This window comes from Mycolicibacterium palauense (assembly GCF_002592005.1).
Classification (GTDB): Bacteria; Actinomycetota; Actinomycetes; order Mycobacteriales; family Mycobacteriaceae; genus Mycobacterium; species Mycobacterium palauense.
The window spans coordinates 1-24,706 of the sequence record NZ_NVQF01000085.1 but is presented as its reverse complement, the minus strand read 5'-3'; the positions used below and the strand labels follow the sequence as shown (position 1 = coordinate 24,706).

Genomic DNA, 24,706 nt, shown 5'->3' with positions numbered 1-24,706 from the left:
TGTGTACTGGACGGGGTGTCGGATCGGGGGGAGTTGGGGGAGTGTGGATTTTTTTTTTCGAGCTGACGACGGCATCCGTGATCCGCCTCGGTCTCGTGGGCTCGGCGCTGTGTATAAGGGACAGGTCACCCGCCGCCCGCGCCGCTGCCCGAGGGCGTGCCGCCGGGTGACGTCGCACCGCCGCAGGCCGCGCTGCCCGGTCCGCCGGTGGGTGGCGAGGGCGCGGTGGCCGTGCAGGCCGCGCTCACCCGGGTCGGCTCGCCGTACTCGTGGGGTGGTTCCGGACCCAATGCCTTCGACTGCTCCGGCCTGGTGATGTGGGCCTTCCAGCAGGCCGGTGTCGCGTTGCCGCACTCCAGCCAGGCCCTGGCCTCCGGCGGCCAGCCCGTCTCGCGGGATCAACTGCAGCCCGGGGACATCGTGAACTACTACTCCGACGCCTCCCACACCGGCATCTACATCGGCGACGGCATGGTGGTGCACGCCTCGACCTACGGCGTACCGGTGAGGGTGGTTCCGCTCGACGGTGCCGGCCCGTTCTACAACGCGCGTCGTTACTGAGCGCGCGCGCCGGGCCCCGGCGATCGTGGCGGCGGTGCTCGCCGCCGAACTCGCCGTGGCAGCGGTGCTGCTGATCGCGCCCTCGGGCGCCGCCCCGGTGCCGCCGGCCATGTCGGCCCCGGGGCCCGCCCCGGCGGTCTCGCCGACCACCACCCTGGTGACCGCGGACGGCCGCACCGTCAGGCTGATCACCCCCGCAGACGGGCCGACCGCGCCCGTGCTGCGGCGCGTCGCCGCGCTGATGCCCGCGGCGGTGGCCTCGGTGCAACGGTTCTGGGGCCAGGACTGGCCCCGCGAGATCCCCGTGATCGCCACGGCCACCGACGCCCAGTTCCGGGCCCAGGCGGGCCCGGCCGCCGGGCGCCCCGGCGACATCGCCGCCGTCGCCGTGGCCGACCGGGTCGACCCCGCCCGCCGCGAGGCCACGGGTCAGCGCATCGTGCTGGCGCCGGGGGCGGGCCGCATGAGCGAGTCGGCCCTGCGAATCGTGATGACCCACGAACTGTTCCACTTCGCGGCCCGCCGCGACACCGCCGCCGACGCGCCGGCCTGGCTGACCGAGGCGGTCGCCGACTACGTCGCCCGTCGCGGCGAACCGATCCCGCCGGGGCGGCCGCTGCCCGCCGCACTGCCCTCCGACGCCGAGTTCGCCCGGTCCGGGCCGGACCTGTCGGCCAGCTACGACCGGGCCTGGCTGTTCGCCCGGTTCGTGGCCGACCGCTACGGTGAACCCACCCTGCGGCGCCTGTACGCGGCGACCTGCGGCACCGGCCACACCGACGTGACCGCCGCACTGTCCGGGGTACTCGGCAGCACCCCCGGGGAACTCCTGGACCGCTGGCGGGGCTGGCTCACCGGCTAACGGGAGCGCGCCGGCCGGGGTGCCGCCGGCGGACCGGCGCAGAGCGGATAGCCTTCTCCTGATGACACGAGTCCTGCTGGTAACCAACGATTTTCCACCGCGCCGCGGTGGGATCCAGTCCTATCTGCACGAGTTGGTGACCAGGATCTCGGCCACGGGCGACCACGACCTGACGGTCTACGCGCCGCGCTGGAAGGACTGCGAGCGCTTCGATGCCGGCGCCGGGCACAGCGCCGGGCACTGCGCCGGACACAGCGCCGGATACAGCGTGGTGCGCCACCCCGGCACGCTGATGCTGCCCGAGCCCTCGGTGGAGCGCCGGATGCGCCGGCTCATCGCCGACCGCGGCATCGACACCGTGTGGTTCGGTGCGGCCGCACCGCTGGCCCTGTTGGCCGGGCGGGCGCGCGCCGCGGGCGCCGGCCGGGTCGTGGCCAGCACGCACGGCCACGAGGTGGGCTGGTCGATGCTGCCGGTGGCCCGCTCCGTGCTGCGCCGCATCGGCGAGGAGACCGACACCCTGACCTACGTCAGCCGTTACACGCGCGGCCGGTTCGCCGCGGCGTTCGGTCCCCGGGCGGCCCTGGAGCACGTGCCGCCCGGTGTCGACACCGAACGGTTCCACCCGGATCCGGCCGCCCGCTCCGAGCTGCGCGCACGCTACCGGCTCGGGGACCGGCCCACCATCGTCTGTGTGTCGCGGCTGGTGGCCCGCAAGGGCCAGGACATGCTGATCCGTGCCCTGCCCGCGATCCGCGACCGGGCCCGGGGCGCGACGCTGGTGATCGTCGGCGGCGGGCCCTACCTGCGCACGCTGCGGCGGCTGGCCGACGAGTGCGGCGTGTCCGACGCCGTGGTGTTCACCGAAGGGGTTCCGGCGGGGGAGCTGGCCGCGCACTACGCGATGGCCGACGTGTTCGCCATGCCCTGCCGCACCCGCGGCGCCGGCCTGGACGTCGAGGGTCTGGGCATCGTGTTCCTGGAGGCCTCGGCGACCGGCGTCCCGGTCGTGGCCGGCGATTCCGGCGGGGCTCCCGAAACGGTGGTGGACGGCCGGACCGGCCGCGTGGTCGACGGGCGCGCGCTGGATCAGATCACCGACGCCGTCGCCGGACTGCTGATCGATCCCGACACGGCGGCACGCATGGGCGCCGCCGGACGGGACTGGGTGACCTCCCAGTGGCAGTGGGACAAGCTGGCCGGGCGGATGAGCGCCCTACTGGCCTGAGCCACGCGCCCGCGCGGCGATCAGTCCTTGCGGTAGATCGCGGCGATGTCGTCGGCGAACTTCTCGGCGATCACCTTGCGCTTGAGCTTCATCGTCGGGGTCAGCTCACCGGTCTCCTCGGTGAAGTCGATGGGCAGGATCCGGAACTTGCGGATCTGTTCGGCGTGCGAGACCGTCGCGTTGGCCTGCTTGACGGCGTGATCGATCGCGGCCTTCAGATCGTGGTCGTCGAGCAGATCGGCGACGTCGGCGTCGGCGGCCTTGCCGTGGTGGTCCTTCCAGGACGGCAGCACCTCGGCGTCGATGGTGATCAGCGCCCCGATGAACGGCTCGTTGTCACCCACGACCATGGCCTGGCTGATCAGTCCGTGCTCGCGCAGCTGGTCTTCCAGGATGGCCGGCGCGACGTTCTTGCCGCCGGCGGTGACGATGATCTCCTTCTTGCGGCCGACGATCTTCAGGAAGCCCTCGGCGTCGACCTCGCCGAGGTCGCCGGTCTGGAACCAGCCGTCCTCGGTGAACGAGTCCGCGGTGGCCTTCTCGTTGCGCCAGTAGCCGTGGAACACCACGCCGCCGCGAACCAGCAGCTCCCCGTCGTCGGCGATCTGCATGCTGTTGCCGGGTACGAGCTTGCCGACCGTGCCGACCTTCATGTCGCCGACCTTGTTCACCGTGATCGCGGCACTGGTCTCGGTCATGCCGTAGCCCTCGTAGATGGTCAGCCCCACCCCGCGGTAGAAGTGGCACAGCCGTGCGCCCAGCGGGGCGCCGCCCGAGATCGAGGCCCGGCAGTCACCGCCGAGGGCCGCGCGCAGCTTGCCGTACACCAGCCTGTCGAACAGGGCGTGCTTGGCCCGCAGCAGCAGACCGGGACCGCCCGGGCGGTCCATCGACTCGCTCCATTCGACGGCCGTGCCGGCGGCCAGGTCGAAGATCTTGCCCTTGCCGTCGTTGATGGCGTTGCCCCTGGCGGTGTTGTAGACCTTCTCGAAGACCCGCGGCACCGACACCACGATCGTCGGCTTGAACACCGAGAACATCCCCACCAGATTCTTGATGTCGCTGGTGAACCCGACGGTGACCTTGTTGTGGAATGCCGCCAGGGTGATCGCGCGGGCGAGCACGTGGGCCAGCGGCAGGAACACCAACAGCCGTTCACCGCGCGTGAGCATGGTGGGCACGCACGCCTTGGCGCCGCGGACCTCGTAGACGAGGTTGGCGTGGGTGAGCTGGCAGCCCTTCGGCCGGCCGGTGGTGCCCGAGGTGTAGATCATCGTGGCGAAGTCGGTGGAACGCAGGTTCTCGACCCGCGTGGCGACCTCGGCGGGATCCACCGAGGCACCCTCGGCGGCCAGCTCGTCGAGCGCCTTGGGGCCGGCGGCGTCGATGTGGAACACCCGGCGCAGCTCGGGTAGCTCGGGCACCAGCTCGGCGACCACCGCGGCGTGGTGGTCGTTCTCGGCGAAGGCCACCACCGCGCCGGAGTCCTGCAACACCCAGCGCACCTGGTCGGCCGAGGAGGTCTCGTAGATCGGCACCGTCTGGGCCCCGACGCTCAGGATGGCCATGTCGATGATGGCCCACTCGTAGCGGGTGGCGCTCAGGATGGCTACCCGGTCGCCGGGCTGCACACCCTGGGCGATCAAACCCTGTGCCGCCGAACGGATCTGTCCGGCCGCCTGGGCGCAGGTGACGTCAACCCAGGTGCCGTCGACGAGACGCTGGTAGATCGGGTAGTCGGGATCCTCGCGCTCGTGCTCGTAGACGACCGAGACGATGTTGTCGCGCTCGCCGACGGTGAATGAGGCCGGAACGCTCAGCTCACGCAATGACTTCAACCTCCATAGCGGATCTTCGGTAGCTGCCGGTCGTGGCGGCCGGTCATGGCTGCCGGACCTTCCCAGCCTAGTGCGCCGCCGCGGCGCGGTTACCGGCGTTCGCCGGTTTTGCCCTGATCACCCTCCGGAGCAGGGGCGGTTCGGAGGGCGGGCCACGGTGTGTGAAGCTAGGGTGATGAACAGTATCCAGGTGGCCGACGAGACGTTCGTCGCCGCCGGAGGGTCCGTCGTCGGCGCGGTGATCGCCGATCCGGCGCGATGGCGGCGGTGGTGGCCGGACCTGCGGCTCACCGTGGTCGAGGACCGTGGTGACAAGGGCATCCGGTGGACGGTCACCGGCCCGCTGTCGGGAACGATGGAGATCTGGCTGGAACCGATGCTCGACGGGGTGTTGATGCACTACTTCCTGCACGCCGAGCCCTCCGGTGCGGCGGCGTGGGAGCTGGCCCGGATGAATCTGGCGAAGATCAACCACCGGCGCCGGGTGGCGGGCAAGAGGATGGCCTTCGAGGTCAAGGCCGAACTGGAGAGCGGACGTCCGGTCGGCATGGCCCCGCAGGCCTGATGATGGGCAATGGATCTGGCGGGGAGGGTACCGTTTCCCACCGAAGGCGATGGCCGCGCAGACGGCCGTGGGACGGGCCCACGAACAGGTAGGACGGCTTACGTGGCGGACAAAACGGCGCAGACCATCTACATCGACGCGGACCCGGACACGGTCATGGACGTCATCGCCGATATCGGCTCCTACCCGGAGTGGGTCAAGGAGTACAGGGAGACCGAGGTGCTCGAGGTGGGTGCCGACGGCAACCCCCGGACCGCCCGCCTGGTGCTCGACGCGGCGGTTCTCAAGGACACCATGGTGCTGGAGTACGAGTGGCCGGCCGATCGCGCCTCGGTGCGGTGGTGGCTGGTCTCCAGTTCACTGCTGAAGTCGCTTGACGGCCAATACCGATTGGTGGCCAAGGGAACTGGTACCGATGTCACCTACGAACTGGCGGTCGACCTGATGATCCCGATGATCGGGCTGCTCAAGCGCAAGGCGGAACGGCGGCTGACCGACACCGCGTTGAAGGATCTGAAGAAACGAGTCGAGGGCTGAGTCAGTCCCCGAGTCAGTCCAGTGCCGCCGACCCCGCCGGTCCGGCGGCGATCGGGCTGTTCGTCGGCAAGGGTGGAGTCGGCAAGTCGACGCTGGCCGCCGCGACCGCGGTGCGCGATGCCCGCGCAGGTCAGCGGGTGCTGGTGGTCTCCACCGACCAGGCCCATTCCCTGGGCGACGTCTTCGGTGTGCCCGTGCCGCCCACCGGCGACGCGACCCCGGTGCGGGTGCTCACCGACGACCCCGGGGCCGGCGGCGGTCATGTGGACGCACTGGCACTGGACACCCTGGCGCTGCTGGAAGCCCGGTGGCGTGTGATCGCCCGGCCGCTGGCCGACCGGTTTCCGGACTCCGAGGTCGGAGACGTTGCGCCCGAGGAGCTCTCGGCGTTGCCCGGGATTCAGGAGGTGCTCGGGCTGCACGAGGTGGGGGAGCTGGCGGCCTCCGGGCGGTGGGACCGGGTGGTCGTCGACTGCGCCTCGACCGCCGACGCGTTGCGCATGCTGACACTGCCCTCGACCTTCGGGATGTACCTGGAGCGGGCCTGGCCGCGGCACCGCCGGCTCAGTGCGCTGGCCGACGACGGGCCCTCGGCGGTGGTGGTGGAGCTGCTGGAGCGGATCAACGCCGGGGTGGAGCAGCTGTCGAGCCTGCTCACCGACGACGCCGCGGTCAGCGCTCATCTGGTGCTCACCGCCGAGCGGGTCGTCGCGGCGGAGGCCGGGCGCACCCTGGGGGCGTTGGCCCTGATGGGGGTGCGGGTGAGCCAGCTGATCGTCAATCAGATTCTTGTCCAGGACGATTCCTACGAGTACCGCAACCTGCCCGAGCACCCGGCGTTCGACTGGTACGCCGAACGCATCGCCGAACAGCAGGCGGTGCTCGACGACCTGGCGCAGAGCATCGGCGACGTCGAACTGCTGCTGGCACCGCACATGGCCGGTGAGCCCATCGGACCCAAGGCGCTGCACCAGCTGCTGGACAGTGTCCGCCGCCGCGACGGGTCGGCCCCGCCGGGTCCGCTGCGTCCCGTCGTCGACCTGGAGTCGGGCTCGGGGTTGGGTTCGGTCTACCGCATGCGGCTAGAGTTGCCGCAGGTCGACACCGGCTCACTGACCCTGGGCCGGGTCGACGACGACCTGATCATCGGTGTCGGGGGCATGCGGCGCCGGGTCCGGCTGGCGTCGGTCCTGCGTCGCTGCACCGTCGCCGGTGCCCAGCTCAGGGGTACCGAACTGACCGTCCGTTTTCGACCCAACCCGGAGGTGTGGCCGGCGTGAACGAGGGCCATCCGGACCTCGGTCCCGAACTGCGGCAGCTGGCGCAGGCCCTGTTGGATCGGCTGGACCCCGCGGTGCGGGCCGCCGCGGCGATGGCGGCCCGCAACGCCGACGGGCCCGGCCGCTGCCAGCAGGTGTGGTGCCCGGTGTGCGCGCTGGCGGCCCTGGTGACCGGCGAGGAGCATCCGCTGATCAGCGTGATCAGCGAGCACAGCATCGCCCTGTTGACGGTGATTCGGGCGCTGCTCGACGACGGCGCCGGCTCCGGCTTCCCGCCGCCACCCCCGCCGGACGGCCCGACCGGTCCGCCCGGTGGCACCGGGACCGAGCCGGACGGCCCCCCGCCCGGCTCCGGGCGCTATGAGCCCATCCCCATCGTCGTGGAGGAATGACGGGGCCATCGTCGGGGCCATCTTCGGGCACCCCGCGACCGGCCGGATGAGCCGGGCCTGTGGTCCGGTACACAACGGGTGGGTAAGGTTGGCCCAGAGCATCGTCGTCATGCCGGCGCGGGAGGGTCTATGTGGTATTGGCTGTTCAAGTACATCTTCATGGGCCCGTTGTTGTCACTGCTCGGGCGGCCGAAAGTCGAAGGCCTCGAACACCTTCCGAACGACGGGCCGGCCATTCTGGCCAGTAACCACCTGGCGGTGGCCGACAGCTTCTACCTTCCGCTGGTGGTCCGCCGGCGGATCACCTTCCTGGCCAAGAAGGAGTACTTCACCGGAACCGGCCTCAAGGGCAAGCTGACCAAGTGGTTCTACACCGTGGCGGGCCAGGTGCCCATCGACCGCACCGACGCCGACTCGGCGCACGCGGCGCTGACCACCGCCGCGCGCATCCTCGACCAGGGCAAGCTGCTCGGCATGTACCCGGAGGGCACCCGCTCACCCGACGGGCGGCTCTACAAGGGCAAGACCGGCCTGGCGCGGCTGGCGCTGGAATCCGGTGTCCCGGTCATCCCGGTGGCCATGATCGGCACCGACGTGGTCAACCCGCCGGGCAGCAAGATGTGGCGGTTCGGTCAGGTCACGGTGCGTTTCGGCAAGCCGATGGATTTCTCGCGGTTCGACGGGCTGGCCGGCAACCGCTTCATTGAGCGGGCCGTCATCGACGAGGTGATCTACGAGCTCATGCAGCTTTCCGGCCAGGAGTACGTCGACATCTACGCCGCCACCCTCAAAGAGGATGCAGGGCCTGATTCCGAGCCCGGTTCGGGGCCTGACTCGCGTCCCGCTCCGACTCCGCCGCCGGCGCGGATTCCGCAGTCCGCGGCGGGCTGAGCCGGCCGGCCCGGAACGTCAGCCCGGCCACCAGGATCATCGCCAGCGCCCACCACAGGTAGGACCCGCCGGCCAGCTGGCGCCACCACGCCGCCTCGGACTCATGGTGCTCGGGCATCAGGTCGATCGGCGTCCAGACCGTCAGCGCCAGACCGGCCGCGGTCACCACGGACAGCGCCACGTTGCGGTACCGGTAGGCGAGCACCGCGGCCACCAGGGTCGTCGGCAGGATCCACACCCAGTGGTGCGACCACGAGACCGGGGAGACCACCAGCCCGAACAGGGCCACGCACATCAACCCGAGCACGGGCTCCCCGGCGGCGAGCACCCGGCGCGTCGCCCACACCGTCAGGCCCAGCGCCGCGAAACAGGCGGCCGTCCACAGCACGAAGCGCACCTCCTCGCCCAGCCCCAGCCGGGCCAGGGCCCCGGAGATGTTCTGGTTGGTGTTCAGCGTCGCGGTGCCGATCCGGTCGGTGTCGCGCAGCGTGGTCGTCCAGTACTCCACCGAATCCCGCCAGGCCAGCACGAACCCGATCAGCGTGGCGAACACGAACGACACCGTGGCGGTCAGCACCGCCCGGCCGTCGCGGCGCAGCACGAAGTAGACGAGGAACACCGCGGGGGTGAGTTTGAGCGCGATGGCCAGCCCCACCAGCAGGCCCCGCGGCCACGGGGTGCGCCGCGGCACGCAGTCGGCGATCACCAGCGTCATCAGGACGACGTTGATCTGGCCGAACTCGAAGTTGGACCGAATCGGCTCCAGGTGGACCGCGGCCGGGGCCACCAGCGCCATGGCCAGTACCGTCCGGCGCACCCAGGCCGGTTCGGCGGTCACCGCGCGCCAGGCCGGTGAGTCCGGCCAGACCTGCAGGCGGGTCAGCACGATCACCGTCGACACCAGCATCAGGAGCAGCGTGGTGGCCGTGATCGCGGCGCTGGCCAGCGGAAGCGACAGCCAGGCGAACGGGCTGAAGGCGATGGCCGCCAGCGGCGGATAGGTGAACGGCAGATCGATGCCGCCCTCGGTGTGGAAGATCGCGCCGTCGCTGTAGAGGGGCCGGTGGTCCAGCCAGGCCTGACCGCCCATCCGGTAGACGTCGATGTCGATGCGGTACGGCGTGTGCCCGAGCAGGCGCCAGGCCACATATCCGAACGCCGCCAGCGCCAGCACCTCACCCAGTCGCCAGGCGAGGCTGTTGAACCGGCCGCGCGGCCACCGCCGAGTACTCATCTCCCGGACAGACTATCGGGCCCCCGGGCCGCCGGACGCATCCGCGCGGCGCCGTTGCGCCCGTCTGCGCGCAGGTGAGCGTAAGTTCTCGGCCGTGCAGACGACTGCGAGCACCGCCGTGCCCACCGCCGGGGCGGTGCTGAAATTCGACCTCGTCGCCCCCGGGCGCCTTCCGCTGATCTGTTGCCTGATCGCCTTCATCGCCACGTTCTTCGTGACCCGGACCATCGTCCGATACATCCGGGCCCACGCCGATTCCACCGCTCCCCGCAAGTGGTGGCAGCCGCACAACATCTCCGGCGGCGGGGGTCTGCACATCCACCACGTCGTGATCGGCGTCGTCCTGGTGCTGCTGTCCGGGCTCACCATGGTCACGCTGGCGGTCAACGGCGGCGTGGTCGAGTTCACCGTGGCCGCGGTGTTCTTCGGGATCGGCGCCGCGCTGGTGCTCGACGAGTTCGCGCTGATCCTGCACCTGGAGGACGTGTACTGGGCCGAGGACGGCCGGACCTCGGTCGATGCGGTGTTCGCCGCCGTCGCCGTGGCGGGGCTGCTGATCATGGGTTTCAACCCGCTGTCGTTCTTCGACATCACCATCTGGCGCGAGGACGAGACCCCGGGCGCGCGCGTCGTGGTGGTCGGTGCGGCGGTGGCCACTCTGGCGATGGCGGTGGTGGTGCTGCTCAAGGGCAAGGTCTGGACGGGGCTGGTCGGCATGTTCATCACGCCGCTGCTGGTGGTCGGTGCGCTGCGGCTCTCGCGGCCGCACGCGCCGTGGGCGCGCTGGCGCTACACGGGCCACCCGCACAAGATGCACCGCGCGCTGGAACGCGAGCGCTGGCTGCGCCGCCCGGTGGTGCAGGCCAAGCTGTGGCTGCAGGACGCGGTGTCGGGGATGCCGCATTTTCCCGACGACGATGCCGTGGACGCCGAACTCGACCGCGAGATCCACGCCGCGGCCCCGCCGCGGCGTACCGGGCAGGTGTCGGAACCGGCGGGCGGCGCCGCTGGATAGGGTGCTCGCGTGCGGTTCTTCTACGACACCGAGTTCATCGACAACGGGCGCACCATCGAACTGATCTCCATCGGGGTGGCGGCCGAGGACGGTCGTGAGTACTACGCGGTGTCGTCAGAGTTCCCCCCGGAGCAGGCCGGCAGCTGGGTGCGCAAGCACGTGCTGCCGAAACTGCCGCCGCCGTCCTCGCAGCTGTGGCGCTCCCGGCGGCGGATCCGCGAGGACCTCGAGGAGTTCCTCGGCGTCGACGGCGACGAGCCGATCGAACTGTGGGCGTGGGTGGCCGCCTACGACCACGTCGCGCTGTGCCAGCTGTGGGGGCCGATGACCAGCCTGCCGCCGCAGATCCCGCGATTCACCCGCGAACTGCGCCAGTTCTGGGAGGACCGGGGCTCTCCGCGCATGCCGCCGCGGCCCCGCGACACCCATGACGCGCTCGTCGACGCCCGCCACAACCTGCGGCGCTTCCAGCTGATGGTCGGCACCGACACGGTCATGGACAGCTGGAACCGAGACCGCTGAGCGGGAACTCCACCCGCCCCGGCGCCGACTAATGCTGCGGAGACTCAGCGCGGGCTGAGTCGTGCCCTCGACCGAAAGCGCCCCCACCGTGAGTCAAACCCCCCTGGACGATCCGCGTGACGAGACGATGCCGGCCCCGGACACCGGCACCGAGACCGGCGACCGGCCGCAGGCCGGCGCCTGGGCGCGGGTGCGTCCGCTGCTGGTGCGGCTGCATTTCTATGCCGGGATCTTCGTGGGGCCGTTCATCCTGCTGGCGGCGTTCACCGGACTGCTGTACGCGCTGGTCCCGCAGATCGACAACCTCGTCAACCGCCACGAGCTGACCGTCGAGCGGGTCGGCGAGCAGCGGCTGCCGCTGACCGAACAGATCGGCGCGGCCCGGCGGGCACACCCGGAGGGCGCCGTGACCAGCATCCGTCCGCCCGCCGCGGACAACGAGACGACCCAGGTCACCCTGGCCGTCGACGACGTGCCGGAGGACTACGCCCGCACCGTGTTCGTCGACCCCTACACCGGCGAGGTCCGCGGCGCGCTGACCACCTACGGGCAGTGGATGCCGTTGCGGGCGTGGCTCGACGAGTTCCACCGCAACCTGCACCTGGGCGCGGTGGGCCGCAACTACAGCGAGCTGGCCGCCAGCTGGCTGTGGGTGGTCGCGCTGGCGGGCCTGGCCCTGTGGATCGGGCAGCGTGCCGGCACCGGCCGGTTGCGCCGGTTGTTCGTCCCCGACCGCGATGCCACCGGCCGGCGCCGGCTGCTGACCTGGCACGGCGCGCTGGGCGTCTGGATGATCGCCGGGCTGCTGCTGTTGTCGGTGTCGGGCATGACGTGGTCGAGATGGGCCGGGCAGTCCATCGACCTGGTGCAAAGCCACCTGGATCAGAAACCGCCGGCGGTCGACACGACCCTGCCCGACACCGCCCCGGGCGCCGCCGGCGGCGCCGACGCGCACGCCCACCACCACGGCGGGCACGACGACGCCCGGTCGGGACAGGACGGCGCCGTGCTGGGCGAGGCGCAGATGCTGGCCGGGGCCGACACCGCCCTGCACGCGGCACAGCGGGCCCATCTGGTCGACCCGATCTGGATGTACCCGCCGAGCGAAGCGGGCCAGGGCTGGCAGGTCAGCGAGAACAAGCGCAGCTGGCCCACCCGCTACGACGCCATCTCCGTGGACCCCGACACCGGCGCGGTCACCGACCGGGTCGACTTCGCCGACTGGCCGTTCCTGGCCAAGCTGACCGACTGGATCATCGGCGCCCACATGGGGATCCTGTTCGGCGTCCTCAACCAGATCCTGCTGGTCGGCACCGCCGTCGTGCTGATCGCCGCCATCCTGCTCGGCTACCGGATGTGGTGGCGGCGCCGGCCGACCCGGGACGGTGCGTTCGTGCTGCCCACCGGGCCGCGCCGCGGGGCGCTGGGGTCGCTGCGCCCGCACGAGGCGGTGCTGGCGGTGCTGCTGCTGGCCGGCATCGGGTGGTTCGTGCCGCTGTTCGGGTTGACCCTGGCGCTGTTCCTAGCCGTCGACGTCGCGCTGGGCTGGCGGGCCGCCAAGCGGGAGGGGATGTCGTCGTGATCGCCGATCTGACCCTGCGCTGGGTGGTCACCATCCTGTTCGTGCTCAGCGCCGCCGAAACGGTGTACTCCGTGGCGATCGGAGACCGCGCGCCACGCCACGTGGTCGGCCACGGGCTGCACTTCGTCATGTCGGTGGCGATGGCGGTGATGGCCTGGCCGAAGGGCACCGAGGTGCCCAACATCCCGCCGATGATCTTCTTCCTGCTGGCCACGGTGTGGTTCGTCGCGCTTCTGGCCACCGATGCCGGGCACCGGCTGCTCAACGGCTACCACGCCCTGATGATGTTCGCGATGGCCTGGATGTATGCGGTGATGGGCCGCGTGCTGCCGGGCCAGGGCACCGGGGGACAGGACACCGGGGGACAGGAAATGGCCCCGGACATGCAGCACGACATGACGTCGATGCAGGGCATGGAGATGGGCGCCCACCAGCACGGCGCCCACGGCCACCCCGCGTGGATCAACGCCGTGGACTGGTTCTGGACGGTGTTCTTCGCGCTCGCGGCGCTGTGGTGGCTCTACCGGTTCTTCACCGAGCGGCGCGACAATCCCGGCGCCCCGGCCTACGAGCATGTCGGGGCGATCGGCCAGGCGATGATGGCCGCCGGCATGGCGATCATGTTCGGTGTGATGCTCTGACCCGCACGACGGGTGGGAGCCCACCCGTGGGTGGAAAAAAGCGCTGTTTGGACCGTTTACCATGGACGGGTGAACTGGACCGTTGACGTACCGATCGAGCAGCTACCGTCGTTGCCGCCGCTGTCCGCCGAACTGCGCGCGCGGCTCGACGCCGCCCTGGCCAAGCCGGCCGTGCAGCAGCCCAGCTGGGACGCCGACGCCGCCAAGGCCATGCGCACGGTGCTGGAGAGCGTACCGCCGGTCACGGTTCCCGCCGAGGTCGAGAAGCTGCAGGCCCAGCTGGCCCAGGTGGCCCGCGGTGAGGCGTTCATGCTGCAGGGCGGCGACTGCGCCGAGACGTTCGTCGACAACACCGAACCCCACATCCGCGCCAACATCCGCACCCTGCTGCAGATGGCGGTGGTGCTGACCTACGGCTCCAGCATGCCGGTGGTCAAGGTCGCCCGCATCGCCGGGCAGTACGCCAAACCGCGGTCCTCGGACACCGATGCGCTCGGACTGAAGTCCTACCGCGGCGACATGGTCAACGGATTCGCCCCGGACGCCGCGATCCGCGAGCACGACCCCTCGCGACTGGTCCGCGCCTACGCCAACGCCAGCGCCGCGATGAACCTGGTGCGTGCGCTGACCTCCTCGGGCCTGGCCTCGCTGCACCAGGTGCACGACTGGAACCGCGAATTCGTGCGCACCTCCCCGGCCGGCGCCCGCTACGAGGCCCTGGCCGGCGAGATCGACCGCGGCCTGCGCTTCATGACGGCCTGCGGGGTCAACGACCGCAACCTCGACGCCGCCGACATCTACGCCAGCCACGAGGCACTGGTGCTCGACTACGAACGCGCGATGCTGCGGCTGGCCGACAGCACCGTCGACGGCGACAACTCCAAGCTCTACGACCTTTCGGCGCACTACCTCTGGATCGGCGAGCGCACCCGGCAGCTCGACGGCGCGCACATCGCGTTCGCCGAGGTCATCGCCAACCCGATCGGGGTCAAGATCGGGCCCACCACCTCGCCGGAGCTGGCCGTGGAATACGTCGAGCGACTCGACCCGCACAACGTGCCGGGCCGCCTGACGCTGGTCAGCCGGATGGGCAACGGCAAGGTCCGCGACGTGCTGCCGCCGATCATCGAGAAGGTGCAGGCCTCTGGGCATCAGGTCATCTGGCAGTGCGACCCGATGCACGGCAATACCCACGAGTCCTCGACCGGCTACAAGACCCGCCACTTCGACCGGATCGTCGACGAGGTGCAGGGCTTCTTCGAGGTGCACCACGCGCTGGGCACCCACCCCGGCGGCATCCACGTGGAGATCACCGGCGAGAACGTCACCGAATGCCTGGGCGGCGCCCAGGACATCTCGGACAGCGATCTGGCCGGACGCTACGAGACGGCGTGCGATCCTCGGCTGAACACCCAGCAGAGCCTGGAACTGGCGTTCCTGGTCGCGGAGATGCTGCGCGACTGAGCCGGGCCGGTCAGGGCAGGCCGAGCAGCGTGTTGAGGTTGCTGCCGAGCGCCCAGGCGCCCGCGGCGACCGCGGCGGTGATCACCAGCACCACCGTGGCCCACACCAGCGTCATCCGGCGCGCCCGCTGACGCGCCCAGGCGAAATCGGCCAGCTCGATCCCGGCGAATTGCCCGGCGAAGCCCTCGTACGGGTCCTCGGCAGCACGGTCGGGGGAGTCGCCCGGGGACGCGGCGGATACGCCGTCGGCCCGGCCGGGCCCGTCCTCGGGGGTGCGGGCGAGCACCCGGGTCGGGTGCCTGACCGGAGGCGCCGCGACGGGCCGGTGCTCGGTGGCGGCCCCGGGGGAGATCTCGGTGGGGATCTCGGTGGGGATGTCGGTGCCGAAGCGGGTGTGGTGCAGGACCGCCGACGCGTGCTGTGCGGAGTTCCGCGGCGCCGGAACCCGGAAGGCCGGCAACCGCAGCTCCTCGGCGATGGCGTCCAGCTCGGCGGCCATGTCCAGCGCGTCGGCGTAGCGTGCGGCCGGATCGCGGGCGGTGGCCCGCAGCACCAACTCGTCGAACTGCGGCGGCACCCCGGCGATGACCAGGCTCGGCGCGCACACGTCGTGGTCCATCCGCTGGTAGGCCACCGACAACGCGTTGTCGCCGTCGAACGGTGTTGCCCCGGTGAGCATCTCGTAGGCCATCACGCCCACCGAGTACACGTCGCTGCGGGGGCCGGCGGCCCCGCTGCTCACCTGCTCGGGCGACAGGTATGCGGCGGTGCCCAGGATCACGCTGGTGGAGGTGATACCGGCCTGCGCGACGGCGCGCACCAGACCGAAGTCGGCCAGTTTGACCTCCCCGTCATCGGAGATCAGCACGTTCTCGGGCTTGACGTCGCGGTGGACCAGGCCCGCGCGGTGGGCGACCGCCAGCCCGCTCAGTACGGGGCGCAGCGTGGCGGTGACCGCGTGCGGGGGCATCGGGCCGCGCTCCCGCAGCAGCTCCCGCAGCGTCCCGCCGTCGATGAGCTCCATCACCAGGAAGGGATGCTGCCCGTCGAGGCCCTGGTCGTAGACCGCGACGAGCCCGGGATCCTTCAGCCGGGCCACCGCGCGCGCCTCCATCTGGAAGCGGGTCAGGAACTGCTGATCGCCGGCGTAGCGGGCGTCCATCACCTTCAGGGCCACCGGCCGGTCCAGCCGGATGTCGGTGCCCCGGTACACCGTGGACATGCCGCCGGTGGCGATCCGGGTCTCCACCAGGTAGCGGCCGTCCAGCACAGTGCCCTCCAACGGGTCCTGCGTCATGGGGCCGTTCACGGGGCCATCGTAGGTGGCCGCGGGGCCCGCGGACGAAACCCGACGTGGCCGCCGCGCGCCAAGCGGTGGAACCGCACCGGCGCGAGATCCTAGACTTGGGGTCGTGAGCAGCATTCCGGCCGGTGACGACGTACTCGACCCGGACGAACCCGTGGTAAATCTGCCCGACGTCGCCCAGATGCTCGGGATCCCGGTGACCAAGGTGCACCAGCATCTGCGCGACGGCCATCTGATCGCGGTGCGCCGCGACGGAACCGTGGTGGTGCCCAAGGCGTTCTTCACCGCTTCCGGGGCGGTCGTCAAACCGCTTCCCGGCCTGCTGGCGGTGCTGCGCGACGGCGGGTACCACGACACCGAGATCATCCGCTGGTTGTTCACCCCGGACCCCTCGCTGACCATCACCGTCGACGGATCCCGGGAATCGCAACCCAATGGCCGACCGGTCGACGCCCTGCACGCCCACCAGGCGCGCGAGGTGGTACGTCGCGCCCAGGCCCTGGCGTACTGACCGGCCCCCGGGCCACTCACCGGCTCCGACCGGGTACCTACCGGGAACCGGGCACCGCGGGGTCGGCGTCGCGGTCCCGGGCGCGGGAGAGCACATACCAGGCGGCGATCGCGCACGCGGTGGCCAGCGCGACGTGGATCGGCGAGTACATGCCGTGGGAGCCATCGGGTTTGAAGATGACCATGATCCAGGTGGAGAACCCGGCGATGGCGGCCACCCAGGCCCGTGACTGTGTCAGCGCCGAGGCCACCGCCAGGGGCCAGGTGTAGTACCACGGCAGCGCCGCGGGCACGAACAGCACGACCACCACCATCAGCAGCGAGATCCCGATCAGTGCCTCGCGGTCGTCGTGGCGGAACCGCCACCACAACACCGGCGCCGACACGGCGATGATCAGGATGCCGGCGATGCGGGTCGCCTCCAGCACCGCATAGAAATTGACGCCGAAGAACAGCCCGCCCACCGCGTTGGTGACGTTGGCGATCGCGGTGGGCACGGTCAGCCAGTTGATGATCTTGACCGAGCCGGCCAGGGCGGTCAGCCAGCCCAGGCCCACCCCGGCCAGCCAGGACAGCACCAGAAAGACCGCCGCGAACACCGCCACCGATCCCGACACCGCCAGCGCGAACGCCGCGACCGGGCCGCGCGCGCGGGCGGGGCCGGACCGCAACTGGCGCGCCCACACCCACACCAGGAACGGCAGGGCCAGCCCGGCGGTCGCCTTGACCGCGACCGCGGTGGCCACCAGGGCGACCCCGGCGACCGGATGGCGCATGAAGGTCAGCGCGATGCCGGCCATCATCAGCCCGACCATCAGCATCTCGTTGTGCACACCGCCCATGAGATGGATGATCACCAGCGGGTTGAGCACACACACCCACAGCGCGACCGGGCCGCTGGCGCCGATGTGCCTCGCCACCCGGGGCGCCGCCCAGATCAGCAGGATCAGCCCGGGCAGCATGCACAGCCGCAGCACCATGGTCCCGGCGATGACGTTGTCGCCGACGAGCATGGTGACGAACTTGGCGACCAGGATGAACGCCGGGCCGTAGGGCGCGGTGGTGGTCGTCCAGATCGGGCTCACGTTGTCCAGCAGGCTGTTCGGATTCTCGATCGGTCCGACCGCGTACGGGTCGAAACCGTCGCGCAGCAGCGCCCCCTGGGCCAGATACGAATAGGTGTCGCGGCTGAACAACGGCACCGACAACAGCAGCGGGGCCAGCCAGAAGCCGGTGGTGGCCACCAGCGTGTACTCGGTGACGTGCCCACCGAGGACCCGCCGGCCCAGCCACAACCAGGCGGCGAGCATGACCGCGACACCGCCCCACAGCAGCAGCGACGACACCACCAGCCCGTGGCCGAACCGCAGCCACGACAGGTGCGCGGCCTCCAGGACCGGGTCGTGCAGGCGGGTGCTGCCCGCACCCAGCCCACCGGCGGTGATCATCACCGCGCCGAGGAAACCCAGCAGGGCGGGGCGGGCGTCGTCGCTCTCGGCGAACTGCTTCAACCGCCCGATGTGGCCGGACAGCCGCCCACCCCGCCGGGAACGGCCGGTGGTCACCGGAGGATCCGCGGGAGAAGACATCGGCGTCAGGGGTTTCAGGCGTTTCAGGGTGGTCAGGCGGTCCGGTTGGAGGCCAATCTGGCGAGTTCGGCCAGCCCGGCCTTGGCCTGGGCGTCGATCGGGGCGGCGGCCACGGCGTCCAGCGCGCGCCGGGTCAGGAACGCGATGCGATCCTCGACGGCGGCCAGGGCGCCGACGCTCTCGATGGTCTGGCACAGCTCGCGGACCTGGGCATCGCTGAGCTCGGTGCCGATCGAGGCGCGCAGCAGCTTGGCCGCCAGCGGGTCGGTCTCGTCGGCGCGCTCCACCGCCTCGGCCAGCAGCACCGTGCGTTTGCCGGAGCGCAGGTCGTCACCGGAGGGCTTCCCGGTCACCGCGGGGTCGCCGAACACGCCGAGCACGTCGTCGCGCAGCTGGAACGCGATCCCCAGGTCGGTACCCACCTGCTGGAAGATCGCCTGCACGTCCGGGCGGTCGGCGGCCGCGGCGGCGCCCAGCTGCAGCGGACGGGTCACCGTGTAGGAGGCCGTCTTGTAGGTGTTGACGGTGATCGCCGAATCGATGGAGTCCGCACCGCTGGACTCGGAGACGATGTCGAGGTATTGGCCACCCAGCACCTCGGTGCGGATATCGGCCCAGACCCGCTGCACCCGGCGGTGCGCGTCGAGGGGCAGGTCGACGGTGGCCACGATGTCGTCGGCCCACACCAGTGACAGGTCACCGAGCAGAATGGCCGCCGAGATGCCGAACTGCCGGTCCGAACCCCGCCAGTCCTGGCCGCGGTGCAGGGCCGCGAAGCGCATGTGCGCGGTGGGCCGGCCGCGCCGGGTGTCGGAGTCGTCGATGACGTCGTCGTGCACCAGGGCGCAGGCGTGCAGCAGCTCCAGTGCGCCGAACAGCAGCATGATGTCGTCGGGGGCCTGCGCAACGGTGGCCCCGGAATGTGCTCCCACGGGTGGCTCCGCCACCGCTCCGATGGGTGGCTCCGCCACCGCTCCGATGGGTGGCTCCGCCACCGCTCCCACGGGTGGCTCCGCCACCGAACGCCAGCCCCAGTAGGCGAACGCCGGTCGCAGCCGTTTCCCGCCCTGCAGGACGAAGTCCTCCAGGATCGCGATGAGTCCGTCGTAGTCAGCCCCGATGTAGGCGGCGCCCTCGCGGCGGTTCTGCAGGTAGCCCCGCAGTTGATCGGTGACGGCGCCGGTCAGTTCCGCGGTCGACGGCGCAGGTGCTTGAACGCTCAGCGCCGGGCCCCTTTCTGTCTTGCTCCTTGCTGTGGCCGCTGTTGCGGCTCAGTGTGCGCCTGTGGCCCCCCGGTGCATTCAGACTAGAGCGTCGGGCCGGGTTCGCGTGACCCAGACGGCCCGCCGGGTCGGCGGTGTCGCCGCGGGGCTGTGCGTTCCCGCCGCCCGCCGGGCCCCGACCAGGTGACCTCCAACGGTGATCTCGAACGGTGACGTCGAACAGTCATCTCGAACTACGCGGTGTGGTCCTCGCCGGTGCCTGAACCCCCTGAGCCCCGGGAGACCTTGGGGGAGCGGTCGCGGGCCGTCCAGGCCAGCACGGCGATCAGGCCGGCCACGATCGCCGAGGTGATCCCCAGCACCATCGCACCGCCGGCGAACGAACGGGTGCTCGGGTCGGTGTAGCGGGCCTGGGCGCTCATGGTGTTGACGATGCCGGGCTCCAGCGTCCACTGCACCGTGCCCGTGGAGATGCGGTCGCCGTCGGTGGAGGTCACCTCGCCGGGGAAGGACACCGTCAGCGACACCTCGGCGTCGGAGTCGTTGAGCGAGGTCAGGTCGACGCGCCCCTCGAGGATCACCAGGCTGCCGGCCCGCCGCAGCGTGATGTCGACGCCGGCCGCGTCCGGATTCATGCCGGCCAGCTGCGGCAACTCGGCGAAGGTGAGGTCGGCGAACACCGCCTCGGACCCGACGTAGCCGTCGTTTTCGTACTCGGACACCGCCACCTTCTGCGCGAACGGCAGATTGTTCACCAGCTGCGGACCCTTGTCCTGGTCATTGCGGGGTTTGGCGGCGGTGATGATCTGGCCGGACACCAGATCGTCGGGGGAGACGGTGAGTGAGGCGCGGACCCGCACACACCCGACGGCCAGTGGGGCGACGACGAGCAGGAGCACGGCCAGCGCCAGCAGACGCATGCGGCGGTGTCGGCGAGGGACGCGCACGCCGGTAATGGTGCCAGACGTCCGCGCCGAAGGTGGCGGCAGCGCCGAGGTCAGCGCCACCGGCGTCTCACAGCGGCAGGCGCCGGCCCAGGATGGCGAAGGCCCGGGGGTCCCCGGCGAAGTGGTAATCGCGGATGACATCGGTGAAGCCCAGACGCCGGTAGAGCCGCCACGCCCGGTTGGACTCGCCGTTGATCTCGGGGGTGGACAGCAGCACGTTGGCCTCGGTCCGCCCCTGCAGCAGCCGGCGCGTCAGCGCCTCACCGAGCCCGTGACCCTGGGCGCGCGGATGGATGTGCAGTTCGGTGAGTTCGAAGTAGTCGGTCATCAGCGCGTCGATGTCGTCGGGGGACCTGCCCGCCCGGCGCAGACCCTGCACCACCTGCTGCTGCCACCACTGGTTCGGGGCGCCGCAGTAGCCGTAGGCCACCCCCAACAGCGGGGCCCGCCCCGGCTGGCCGGGGGCCGGGATCCCGGCGCCGGGACCGCCCGGGGCCTGCAGCGCCGCGACGGCCTTCCATCCGGGGCGGCGGGAGTGCTCCAGCCACATGGCGGCGCGCTGGTCCTCGGTTCCGCGCGGATACCGCATGGCGTCCACGTAGACCCGCAGCGCGTCGCCGAGCCGGCTGGCCATGTCCTGCGGCGACAGGTCGACGAGATGGGTCGTCAAGGCCTGCTGCCCTCCCTGGTCGGTCGTCACGGCGGTGAATCTCTCGATGAATCTCTCAGGGACCTTCTCCTGGACTCTCTCAGGGGCTCTTCCCTGCCGCCGATTGGTGCTTTCATTATCGTCGGCGACCGCCTCGGGGATAGGGCGTACGGCGGGCCGCGGCGGCGTCATACAATCGACAGTAGAAGTAGGTGGTACGGCGTAGATTCACCTCGTATCATCGTTGTTAGACGCTCGTTACCTGGCGTCTGCAGACTTATCCGCGAATGACCCGCCGTGCCGGCAAGGAGGGACGAATGCCACTCTCCGATCATGAGCAGCGCATGCTCGATCAGATCGAGAGCGCTCTCTATGCCGAGGACCCCAAGTTCGCCTCGAGTGTTCGGGGCGGAACTTTCCGGGCCCCCTCGGCGCGCCGTCGGCTCCAGGGTGCTGCGCTCTTCGTGATCGGCCTGGCGATGCTGGTCTCCGGGGTCGCGTTCAAGGCGACCATGATCGGCAGCTTCCCCATCCTCTCGGTGGTGGGATTCGTCGTGATGTTCGCAGGTGTGGTGTTCGCCATCACCGGCCCCCGGGTGGCCGGCAAGGACAAGTCGGGTCCGGGACCGTCCGCGGCGAAGGCCAAGAAGGCCAAGGGCGCCGGAGGTTCCTTCACCAGTCGCATGGAGGACCGGTTCCGCCGTCGTTTCGACGAGTGACCGTCCACCGATCGGGGACACGGTCCAGGACCACATACATCCTCTAAATACATCGTCTAAGACCACATCGACAGCGGGGCAGCCGGATGGCTGCCCCGCTGTCGTCGCTGGGACCCTCGGCCTCCCGGTCGCAGCCGCCGTTATCGCATTGGGATATTGCGTTTCGGTAGCGGTTCGGGCACGCGGGGTCGTGCATCCCCCACCTTCCCCCACCGGGCGATAGTCTTCTCTGCTTCCGCGCAATAGCACCCTGAACTGGGATTTTCTCCACTCCCTCGGCGGCCGCGGGGCGCCGCGACCGGCGTCCGGGTCACTCCCTGTGGGGGTTTCGTGGCATCGGGTGGGGCGACACGGCGCTCAGGTGGCGAGAATTGGAGAAAGGTGGGGCGTTGTGGGGTATGGTGGCGGAGGACGGAGCGCAGGGGGTTCCGGACAGGTGGGAGGTGGCGAGTGTTCCTCGGCACCTACACGCCCAAGCTCGACGACAAAGGGCGGCTTACGTTGCCCGCCAAGTTCCGCGATGCACTGGCAGGAGGGTTGATGGTCACCAAGAGCCAAGACCACAGCCTGGCGGTGTACCCCCGCGCGGAGTTCGAGCAGCTGGCCCGGCGGGCCGCGCAGGCGTCCCGCAGCAATCCCGAAGCCCGGGCGTTCCTGCGGAATCTCGCCGCGGCCACTGACGAACAGCATCCCGACGGCCAGGGCCGGATCACCCTGTCGGCCGACCACCGCCGCTACGCCGGCCTGTCCAAGGACTGCGTGGTCATCGGTTCGGTCGACTACCTGGAGATCTGGGACGCCGAGGCCTGGAACGACTACCAGCAAACACACGAAGAGAACTTCTCCGCGGCCAGCGATGAAGCACTCCGCGACATCATTTGACCGACAGGCCGATCCGGCGGCTGCCCGTGCATCGTGGCCTCTGCCCGAACCGACCCTGGCGTACTTCCCCCACGCCAGGTGCGGGGCGGCCCTGACGTACTTCCCCAACGTCAGGTCCGCACACTCGGACAGGGACCTCGGTGCACAGGCGCCCGGTCGCCACCCCCGCCGCAGGGAGGCTGGAGGTTTCGCGGTGGCTGACGATTTCGGCCATGTACCGGTCCTGCTGGACCGCTGCGTGGAGCTGCTGGCCCCCGCGCTGACCCGTCACCATCCCGACGCCGCCGGGGCGGTCCTCGTCGACGGCACCCTGGGCGCCGGCGGACACACCGAACGCTTCCTGAGCAGCTTCGCCGGACTGACGGTGATCGGCCTCGACCGTGACCCGACGGCACTGCGGATCGCCCGGGCCAGACTCGAGCGGTTCGGCGACCGGGTGCGGCTGGTTCGCACCCGCTACGACGAATTGTCCGAAGCCCTGGAGCAGACCGGTTATCCGGCAATGGATTCGGTGTCGGGTGTGCTGTTGGACCTCGGTGTTTCCTCCATGCAGCTCGACCGTGCCGAACGCGGATTCTCCTACGCGTCCGACGCGCCGCTGGACATGCGGATGGACCCGGACCTGCCGCTGACCGCGGCCGACATCCTCAACACCTACGACGAGAAAGAGCTGGCGCGGGTGCTCCGGGAATTCGGGGAGGAACGGTTCGCCGGGCGCATCGCCGGCCATATCGTCCGGCGTCGCCGGCAGGCCCCGTTCGCCACCACCGCCGAGCTGGTCGAACTGCTCTACGACGCCATCCCGGCACCGGCCCGCCGCACCGGAGGACACCCCGCCAAGCGGACCTTCCAGGCGCTGCGGGTGGCGGTCAACGCCGAACTGGACTCGCTGGCGGCGGCCCTGCCCGCGGCGCTCGACGCGCTCACGGTGGGGGGCCGCGCGGTGGTGATGTCCTACCAGTCCCTGGAGGACCGGATCGTCAAGCGCGCCTTCGCCGCGGCCACCGCCAGCCGCACGCCATCGGGTCTGCCGGTCGAACTGCCCGGCCACGAGCCGGAATTCATGTCCTTGACGCGCGGTGCCGAACGCGCCGACGCCGCCGAGATCGAGCGCAATCCGCGTAGCGCCGCCGTGCGGTTGAGGGCAGTGGAGCGTCTGACAGGGAGGGGCCGGTCATGAAGACCAAGAAGGACGCGACCAACACGCGGGGTTCGGGGCGCGAGGACGCGGACCGCCGGGCCCGCAAGCCCCGCCGGGGCGAGCAGCAACGCGGCGACGGGGGACCGGGCGGCCGGGCGCGGCCCGCGCAACGGCGGGCCGCCGAACCGGTCCCGCGGGGAAACCGTCCGCGGAAGGGCAAGGCGGGCAAGGTCGCCGGTCCGTCACGCCAGCCGCAGGCGGTGCGCCGCGCACCGGTCACCACGCCCGAACGCAAGCGGGTGCCGGCCAAGAACGCCAGCCAGGCGAAGGCCCGTGCCAAGGCGCGGAAGGCCAAGGCCCCCAAGGTCGTCCGTCCTCCGCTCAAAGAGCGGTTGCTGACCCGGCTGTCCGCCATCGACCTCAGTCCCCGCAAGCTCGCCGCCCGGGTTCCGTTCGTGGTGCTGGTGATCGCCGCGCTCGGGTTGGGCCTGGGTGTCACGCTGTGGCTGTCCACCGACGCCGCCGAGCGTTCCTACCAACTGGGCAACATCCGCCAGACCAACAATGCACTGATGCAGCAGAAGGAGGCCCTGGAGCGTCAGGTCCTGGAGGCGCAAGCCGCCCCGGCGTTGGCCGAGGCTGCCCGCAATCTGGGCATGATCCCCTCCAAGGACACCGCCCACCTGGTGCTGGATCCCGCGGGCAACTGGGTCGTGGTGGGCACTCCCAAGCCCGCCGAGGGCGTCCCGCCGCCCCCGCTGAACACCAAGCTTCCCGATGACCCGCCGCCGGCCGCACCGCCCAATCCCGAACGGCCGGTCCGGCTCGGCGTGCCCGCGCCCGGTGCCGCTACCGTCCCCGGTGCCGCTCCCGAGGTGCCGGTACGGGTGATCCCGGGCACCGACATCCCGCTCAACCACGCGCCGGCGGGCCCGACGGCGGGGATCGGGCCGATGCAGCTGCCCGCCGGCCCCGCGCCCGGACCGGTCGCCACCGCACCGGGAACCACGCCGGGACCGGCCGTTCCGGGTGCCGCCGTGCCGCCGGGCGCGGCACCGCCCGTGCTCGCGCCGGTGCCCGCCGCCCCGGCCGCACCCCTGGCCCTTACACACCTCTTACGCGGCCCAC

General features: G+C 70.9%; 24 protein-coding genes and 1 pseudogene. 18 read left to right on the top strand and 7 right to left on the bottom strand.

What is annotated here, in order from left to right; genetic code table 11:
* Window positions 1–132: 132 nt before the first annotated feature.
* The 3 genes and pseudogenes from CSR00_RS24560 to CSR00_RS24550 all read left to right on the top strand — a co-directional run.
* Window positions 133–561: pseudogene (locus CSR00_RS24560) on the top strand (NlpC/P60 family protein); the annotation flags it as partial.
* Between the two features lie 34 nt (window positions 562–595).
* Window positions 596–1,423 (top strand): hypothetical protein, encoded by an 828-nt coding sequence (locus tag CSR00_RS30830; RefSeq protein WP_245906480.1) that lies wholly within the window; start codon window positions 596–598, stop codon window positions 1,421–1,423.
* 61 nt (window positions 1,424–1,484) lie between these two features.
* Window positions 1,485–2,651, top strand: coding sequence for a glycosyltransferase family 4 protein (locus CSR00_RS24550; RefSeq protein WP_099025024.1), 1,167 nt, complete (start codon window positions 1,485–1,487; stop codon window positions 2,649–2,651).
* 20 nt (window positions 2,652–2,671) lie between these two features.
* Here the strand turns inward: CSR00_RS24550 and CSR00_RS24545 are convergent, their stop codons facing one another.
* Entirely contained in the window at window positions 2,672–4,480 is a 1,809-nt protein-coding gene (locus CSR00_RS24545) for an AMP-dependent synthetase/ligase (RefSeq protein ID WP_099025023.1), read from the bottom strand.
* Window positions 4,481–4,664: 184 nt separating this feature from the next.
* Here CSR00_RS24545 and CSR00_RS24540 point away from each other — a divergent pair, with 184 nt between their 5' ends.
* The 5 genes from CSR00_RS24540 to CSR00_RS24520 all read left to right on the top strand — a co-directional run bounded on the left by CSR00_RS24540 (window position 4,665) and on the right by CSR00_RS24520 (window position 8,154).
* Window positions 4,665–5,054 carry a polyketide cyclase / dehydrase and lipid transport gene (locus tag CSR00_RS24540; RefSeq protein WP_099025022.1) on the top strand — a complete coding sequence of 130 codons (390 nt, stop codon included), beginning with the start codon at window positions 4,665–4,667 and terminating at the stop codon, window positions 5,052–5,054.
* Between the two features lie 102 nt (window positions 5,055–5,156).
* Window positions 5,157–5,591, top strand: a complete 435-nt coding sequence (locus CSR00_RS24535) for an SRPBCC family protein (RefSeq protein ID WP_099025021.1) — start codon at window positions 5,157–5,159, stop codon at window positions 5,589–5,591.
* Window positions 5,588–6,871: an ArsA family ATPase gene (locus CSR00_RS24530; RefSeq protein WP_099025020.1), complete on the top strand. Its 1,284-nt coding sequence runs from the start codon at window positions 5,588–5,590 to the stop codon at window positions 6,869–6,871. The genes CSR00_RS24535 and CSR00_RS24530 overlap by 4 nt, the downstream gene beginning before the upstream one ends.
* The gene (locus CSR00_RS24525; protein ID WP_099025029.1) at window positions 6,868–7,263 is read left to right on the top strand and encodes a hypothetical protein; all 396 of its coding nucleotides are present in this window, start codon (window positions 6,868–6,870) and stop codon (window positions 7,261–7,263) included. The genes CSR00_RS24530 and CSR00_RS24525 overlap by 4 nt, the downstream gene beginning before the upstream one ends.
* A gap of 129 nt (window positions 7,264–7,392) precedes the next feature.
* Entirely contained in the window at window positions 7,393–8,154 is a 762-nt protein-coding gene (locus CSR00_RS24520) for a lysophospholipid acyltransferase family protein (RefSeq protein WP_099025019.1), read from the top strand.
* On the opposite strand, the gene CSR00_RS24515 is transcribed toward CSR00_RS24520, so the two are convergent.
* A complete protein-coding gene (locus tag CSR00_RS24515; protein WP_099025018.1) occupies window positions 8,051–9,388 on the bottom strand; it encodes a glycosyltransferase 87 family protein in 1,338 nt (445 codons plus the stop codon). The two genes, CSR00_RS24520 and CSR00_RS24515, sit on opposite strands and share 104 nt — an antisense overlap.
* Before the next feature lie 136 nt (window positions 9,389–9,524).
* Here CSR00_RS24515 and CSR00_RS24510 point away from each other — a divergent pair, with 136 nt between their 5' ends.
* The 5 genes from CSR00_RS24510 to CSR00_RS24490 all read left to right on the top strand — a co-directional run bounded on the left by CSR00_RS24510 (window position 9,525) and on the right by CSR00_RS24490 (window position 14,612).
* The gene (locus tag CSR00_RS24510) at window positions 9,525–10,403 is read left to right on the top strand and encodes a hypothetical protein (protein WP_176562239.1); all 879 of its coding nucleotides are present in this window, start codon (window positions 9,525–9,527) and stop codon (window positions 10,401–10,403) included.
* 9 nt (window positions 10,404–10,412) lie between these two features.
* Window positions 10,413–10,925 carry a polyadenylate-specific 3'-exoribonuclease AS gene (locus CSR00_RS24505; protein ID WP_099025017.1) on the top strand — a complete coding sequence of 171 codons (513 nt, stop codon included), beginning with the start codon at window positions 10,413–10,415 and terminating at the stop codon, window positions 10,923–10,925.
* 127 nt (window positions 10,926–11,052) lie between these two features.
* Complete coding sequence (locus tag CSR00_RS24500; protein WP_099025028.1) at window positions 11,053–12,507, top strand: PepSY-associated TM helix domain-containing protein; 1,455 nt, start codon at window positions 11,053–11,055, stop codon at window positions 12,505–12,507.
* Entirely contained in the window at window positions 12,504–13,148 is a 645-nt protein-coding gene (locus CSR00_RS24495) for a DUF5134 domain-containing protein (RefSeq protein ID WP_099025016.1), read from the top strand. The genes CSR00_RS24500 and CSR00_RS24495 overlap by 4 nt, the downstream gene beginning before the upstream one ends.
* 69 nt (window positions 13,149–13,217) lie before the next feature.
* On the top strand, window positions 13,218–14,612 hold the full coding sequence (locus CSR00_RS24490; protein ID WP_099025015.1) for a class II 3-deoxy-7-phosphoheptulonate synthase: 1,395 nt from the start codon (window positions 13,218–13,220) through the stop codon (window positions 14,610–14,612).
* Between the two features lie 10 nt (window positions 14,613–14,622).
* Here CSR00_RS24490 and CSR00_RS24485 read toward each other — a convergent pair whose 3' ends face one another.
* Window positions 14,623–15,909, bottom strand: coding sequence for a protein kinase domain-containing protein (locus tag CSR00_RS24485; protein WP_099025014.1), 1,287 nt, complete (start codon window positions 15,907–15,909; stop codon window positions 14,623–14,625).
* 115 nt (window positions 15,910–16,024) lie between these two features.
* On the opposite strand from CSR00_RS24485, the gene CSR00_RS24480 reads away from it, so the two are divergent.
* Window positions 16,025–16,429, top strand: a complete 405-nt coding sequence (locus tag CSR00_RS24480; RefSeq protein WP_099025013.1) for an Rv2175c family DNA-binding protein — start codon at window positions 16,025–16,027, stop codon at window positions 16,427–16,429.
* Between the two features lie 37 nt (window positions 16,430–16,466).
* Here CSR00_RS24480 and CSR00_RS24475 read toward each other — a convergent pair whose 3' ends face one another.
* The 4 genes from CSR00_RS24475 to CSR00_RS24460 all read right to left on the bottom strand — a co-directional run bounded on the left by CSR00_RS24475 (window position 16,467) and on the right by CSR00_RS24460 (window position 20,857).
* On the bottom strand, window positions 16,467–18,017 hold the full coding sequence (locus CSR00_RS24475) for an alpha-(1->6)-mannopyranosyltransferase A (protein ID WP_099025012.1): 1,551 nt from the start codon (window positions 18,015–18,017) through the stop codon (window positions 16,467–16,469).
* Window positions 18,018–18,049: 32 nt separating this feature from the next.
* Window positions 18,050–19,240 carry a polyprenyl synthetase family protein gene (locus CSR00_RS24470; RefSeq protein WP_099025011.1) on the bottom strand — a complete coding sequence of 397 codons (1,191 nt, stop codon included), beginning with the start codon at window positions 19,238–19,240 and terminating at the stop codon, window positions 18,050–18,052.
* A gap of 233 nt (window positions 19,241–19,473) precedes the next feature.
* Entirely contained in the window at window positions 19,474–20,160 is a 687-nt protein-coding gene (locus CSR00_RS24465) for a DUF3153 domain-containing protein (RefSeq protein ID WP_099025010.1), read from the bottom strand.
* Window positions 20,161–20,254: 94 nt separating this feature from the next.
* Entirely contained in the window at window positions 20,255–20,857 is a 603-nt protein-coding gene (locus CSR00_RS24460; RefSeq protein WP_099025027.1) for a GNAT family N-acetyltransferase, read from the bottom strand.
* Window positions 20,858–21,153: 296 nt separating this feature from the next.
* Between CSR00_RS24460 and CSR00_RS24455 the strand changes: the two genes are divergently transcribed.
* The 4 genes from CSR00_RS24455 to CSR00_RS24440 form a co-directional block, all read left to right on the top strand.
* Window positions 21,154–21,555: an SCO2097 family morphological protein gene (locus CSR00_RS24455; protein ID WP_099025009.1), complete on the top strand. Its 402-nt coding sequence runs from the start codon at window positions 21,154–21,156 to the stop codon at window positions 21,553–21,555.
* A gap of 450 nt (window positions 21,556–22,005) precedes the next feature.
* Window positions 22,006–22,437: a division/cell wall cluster transcriptional repressor MraZ gene (gene mraZ / locus CSR00_RS24450; RefSeq protein ID WP_099025008.1), complete on the top strand. Its 432-nt coding sequence runs from the start codon at window positions 22,006–22,008 to the stop codon at window positions 22,435–22,437.
* Window positions 22,412–23,617, top strand: coding sequence for a 16S rRNA (cytosine(1402)-N(4))-methyltransferase RsmH (gene rsmH / locus CSR00_RS24445; protein WP_099025007.1), 1,206 nt, complete (start codon window positions 22,412–22,414; stop codon window positions 23,615–23,617). The genes mraZ and rsmH overlap by 26 nt, the downstream gene beginning before the upstream one ends.
* Window positions 23,614–24,706 (top strand): cell division protein FtsL (locus CSR00_RS24440; protein WP_245906476.1); only part of this gene is annotated, 1,093 nt, incomplete at its 3' end. The genes rsmH and CSR00_RS24440, both read left to right, overlap by 4 nt.

Coding starts and splice junctions, on each gene's coding strand:
- CSR00_RS24550 (WP_099025024.1), top strand. CDS start 1,485: ATGACACGAGTCCTGCTGGTAACCAACGATTTTCCACCGCGCCGCGGT.
- CSR00_RS24540 (WP_099025022.1), top strand. CDS start 4,665: ATGAACAGTATCCAGGTGGCCGACGAGACGTTCGTCGCCGCCGGAGGG.
- CSR00_RS24520 (WP_099025019.1), top strand. CDS start 7,393: ATGTGGTATTGGCTGTTCAAGTACATCTTCATGGGCCCGTTGTTGTCA.
- CSR00_RS24515 (WP_099025018.1), bottom strand. CDS start 9,388: ATGAGTACTCGGCGGTGGCCGCGCGGCCGGTTCAACAGCCTCGCCTGG.
- CSR00_RS24500 (WP_099025028.1), top strand. CDS start 11,053: ATGCCGGCCCCGGACACCGGCACCGAGACCGGCGACCGGCCGCAGGCC.
- CSR00_RS24485 (WP_099025014.1), bottom strand. CDS start 15,909: ATGACGCAGGACCCGTTGGAGGGCACTGTGCTGGACGGCCGCTACCTG.
- CSR00_RS24475 (WP_099025012.1), bottom strand. CDS start 18,017: ATGTCTTCTCCCGCGGATCCTCCGGTGACCACCGGCCGTTCCCGGCGG.
- CSR00_RS24465 (WP_099025010.1), bottom strand. CDS start 20,160: ATGCGTCTGCTGGCGCTGGCCGTGCTCCTGCTCGTCGTCGCCCCACTG.
- CSR00_RS24455 (WP_099025009.1), top strand. CDS start 21,154: ATGCCACTCTCCGATCATGAGCAGCGCATGCTCGATCAGATCGAGAGC.
- rsmH (WP_099025007.1), top strand. CDS start 22,412: ATGAAGCACTCCGCGACATCATTTGACCGACAGGCCGATCCGGCGGCT.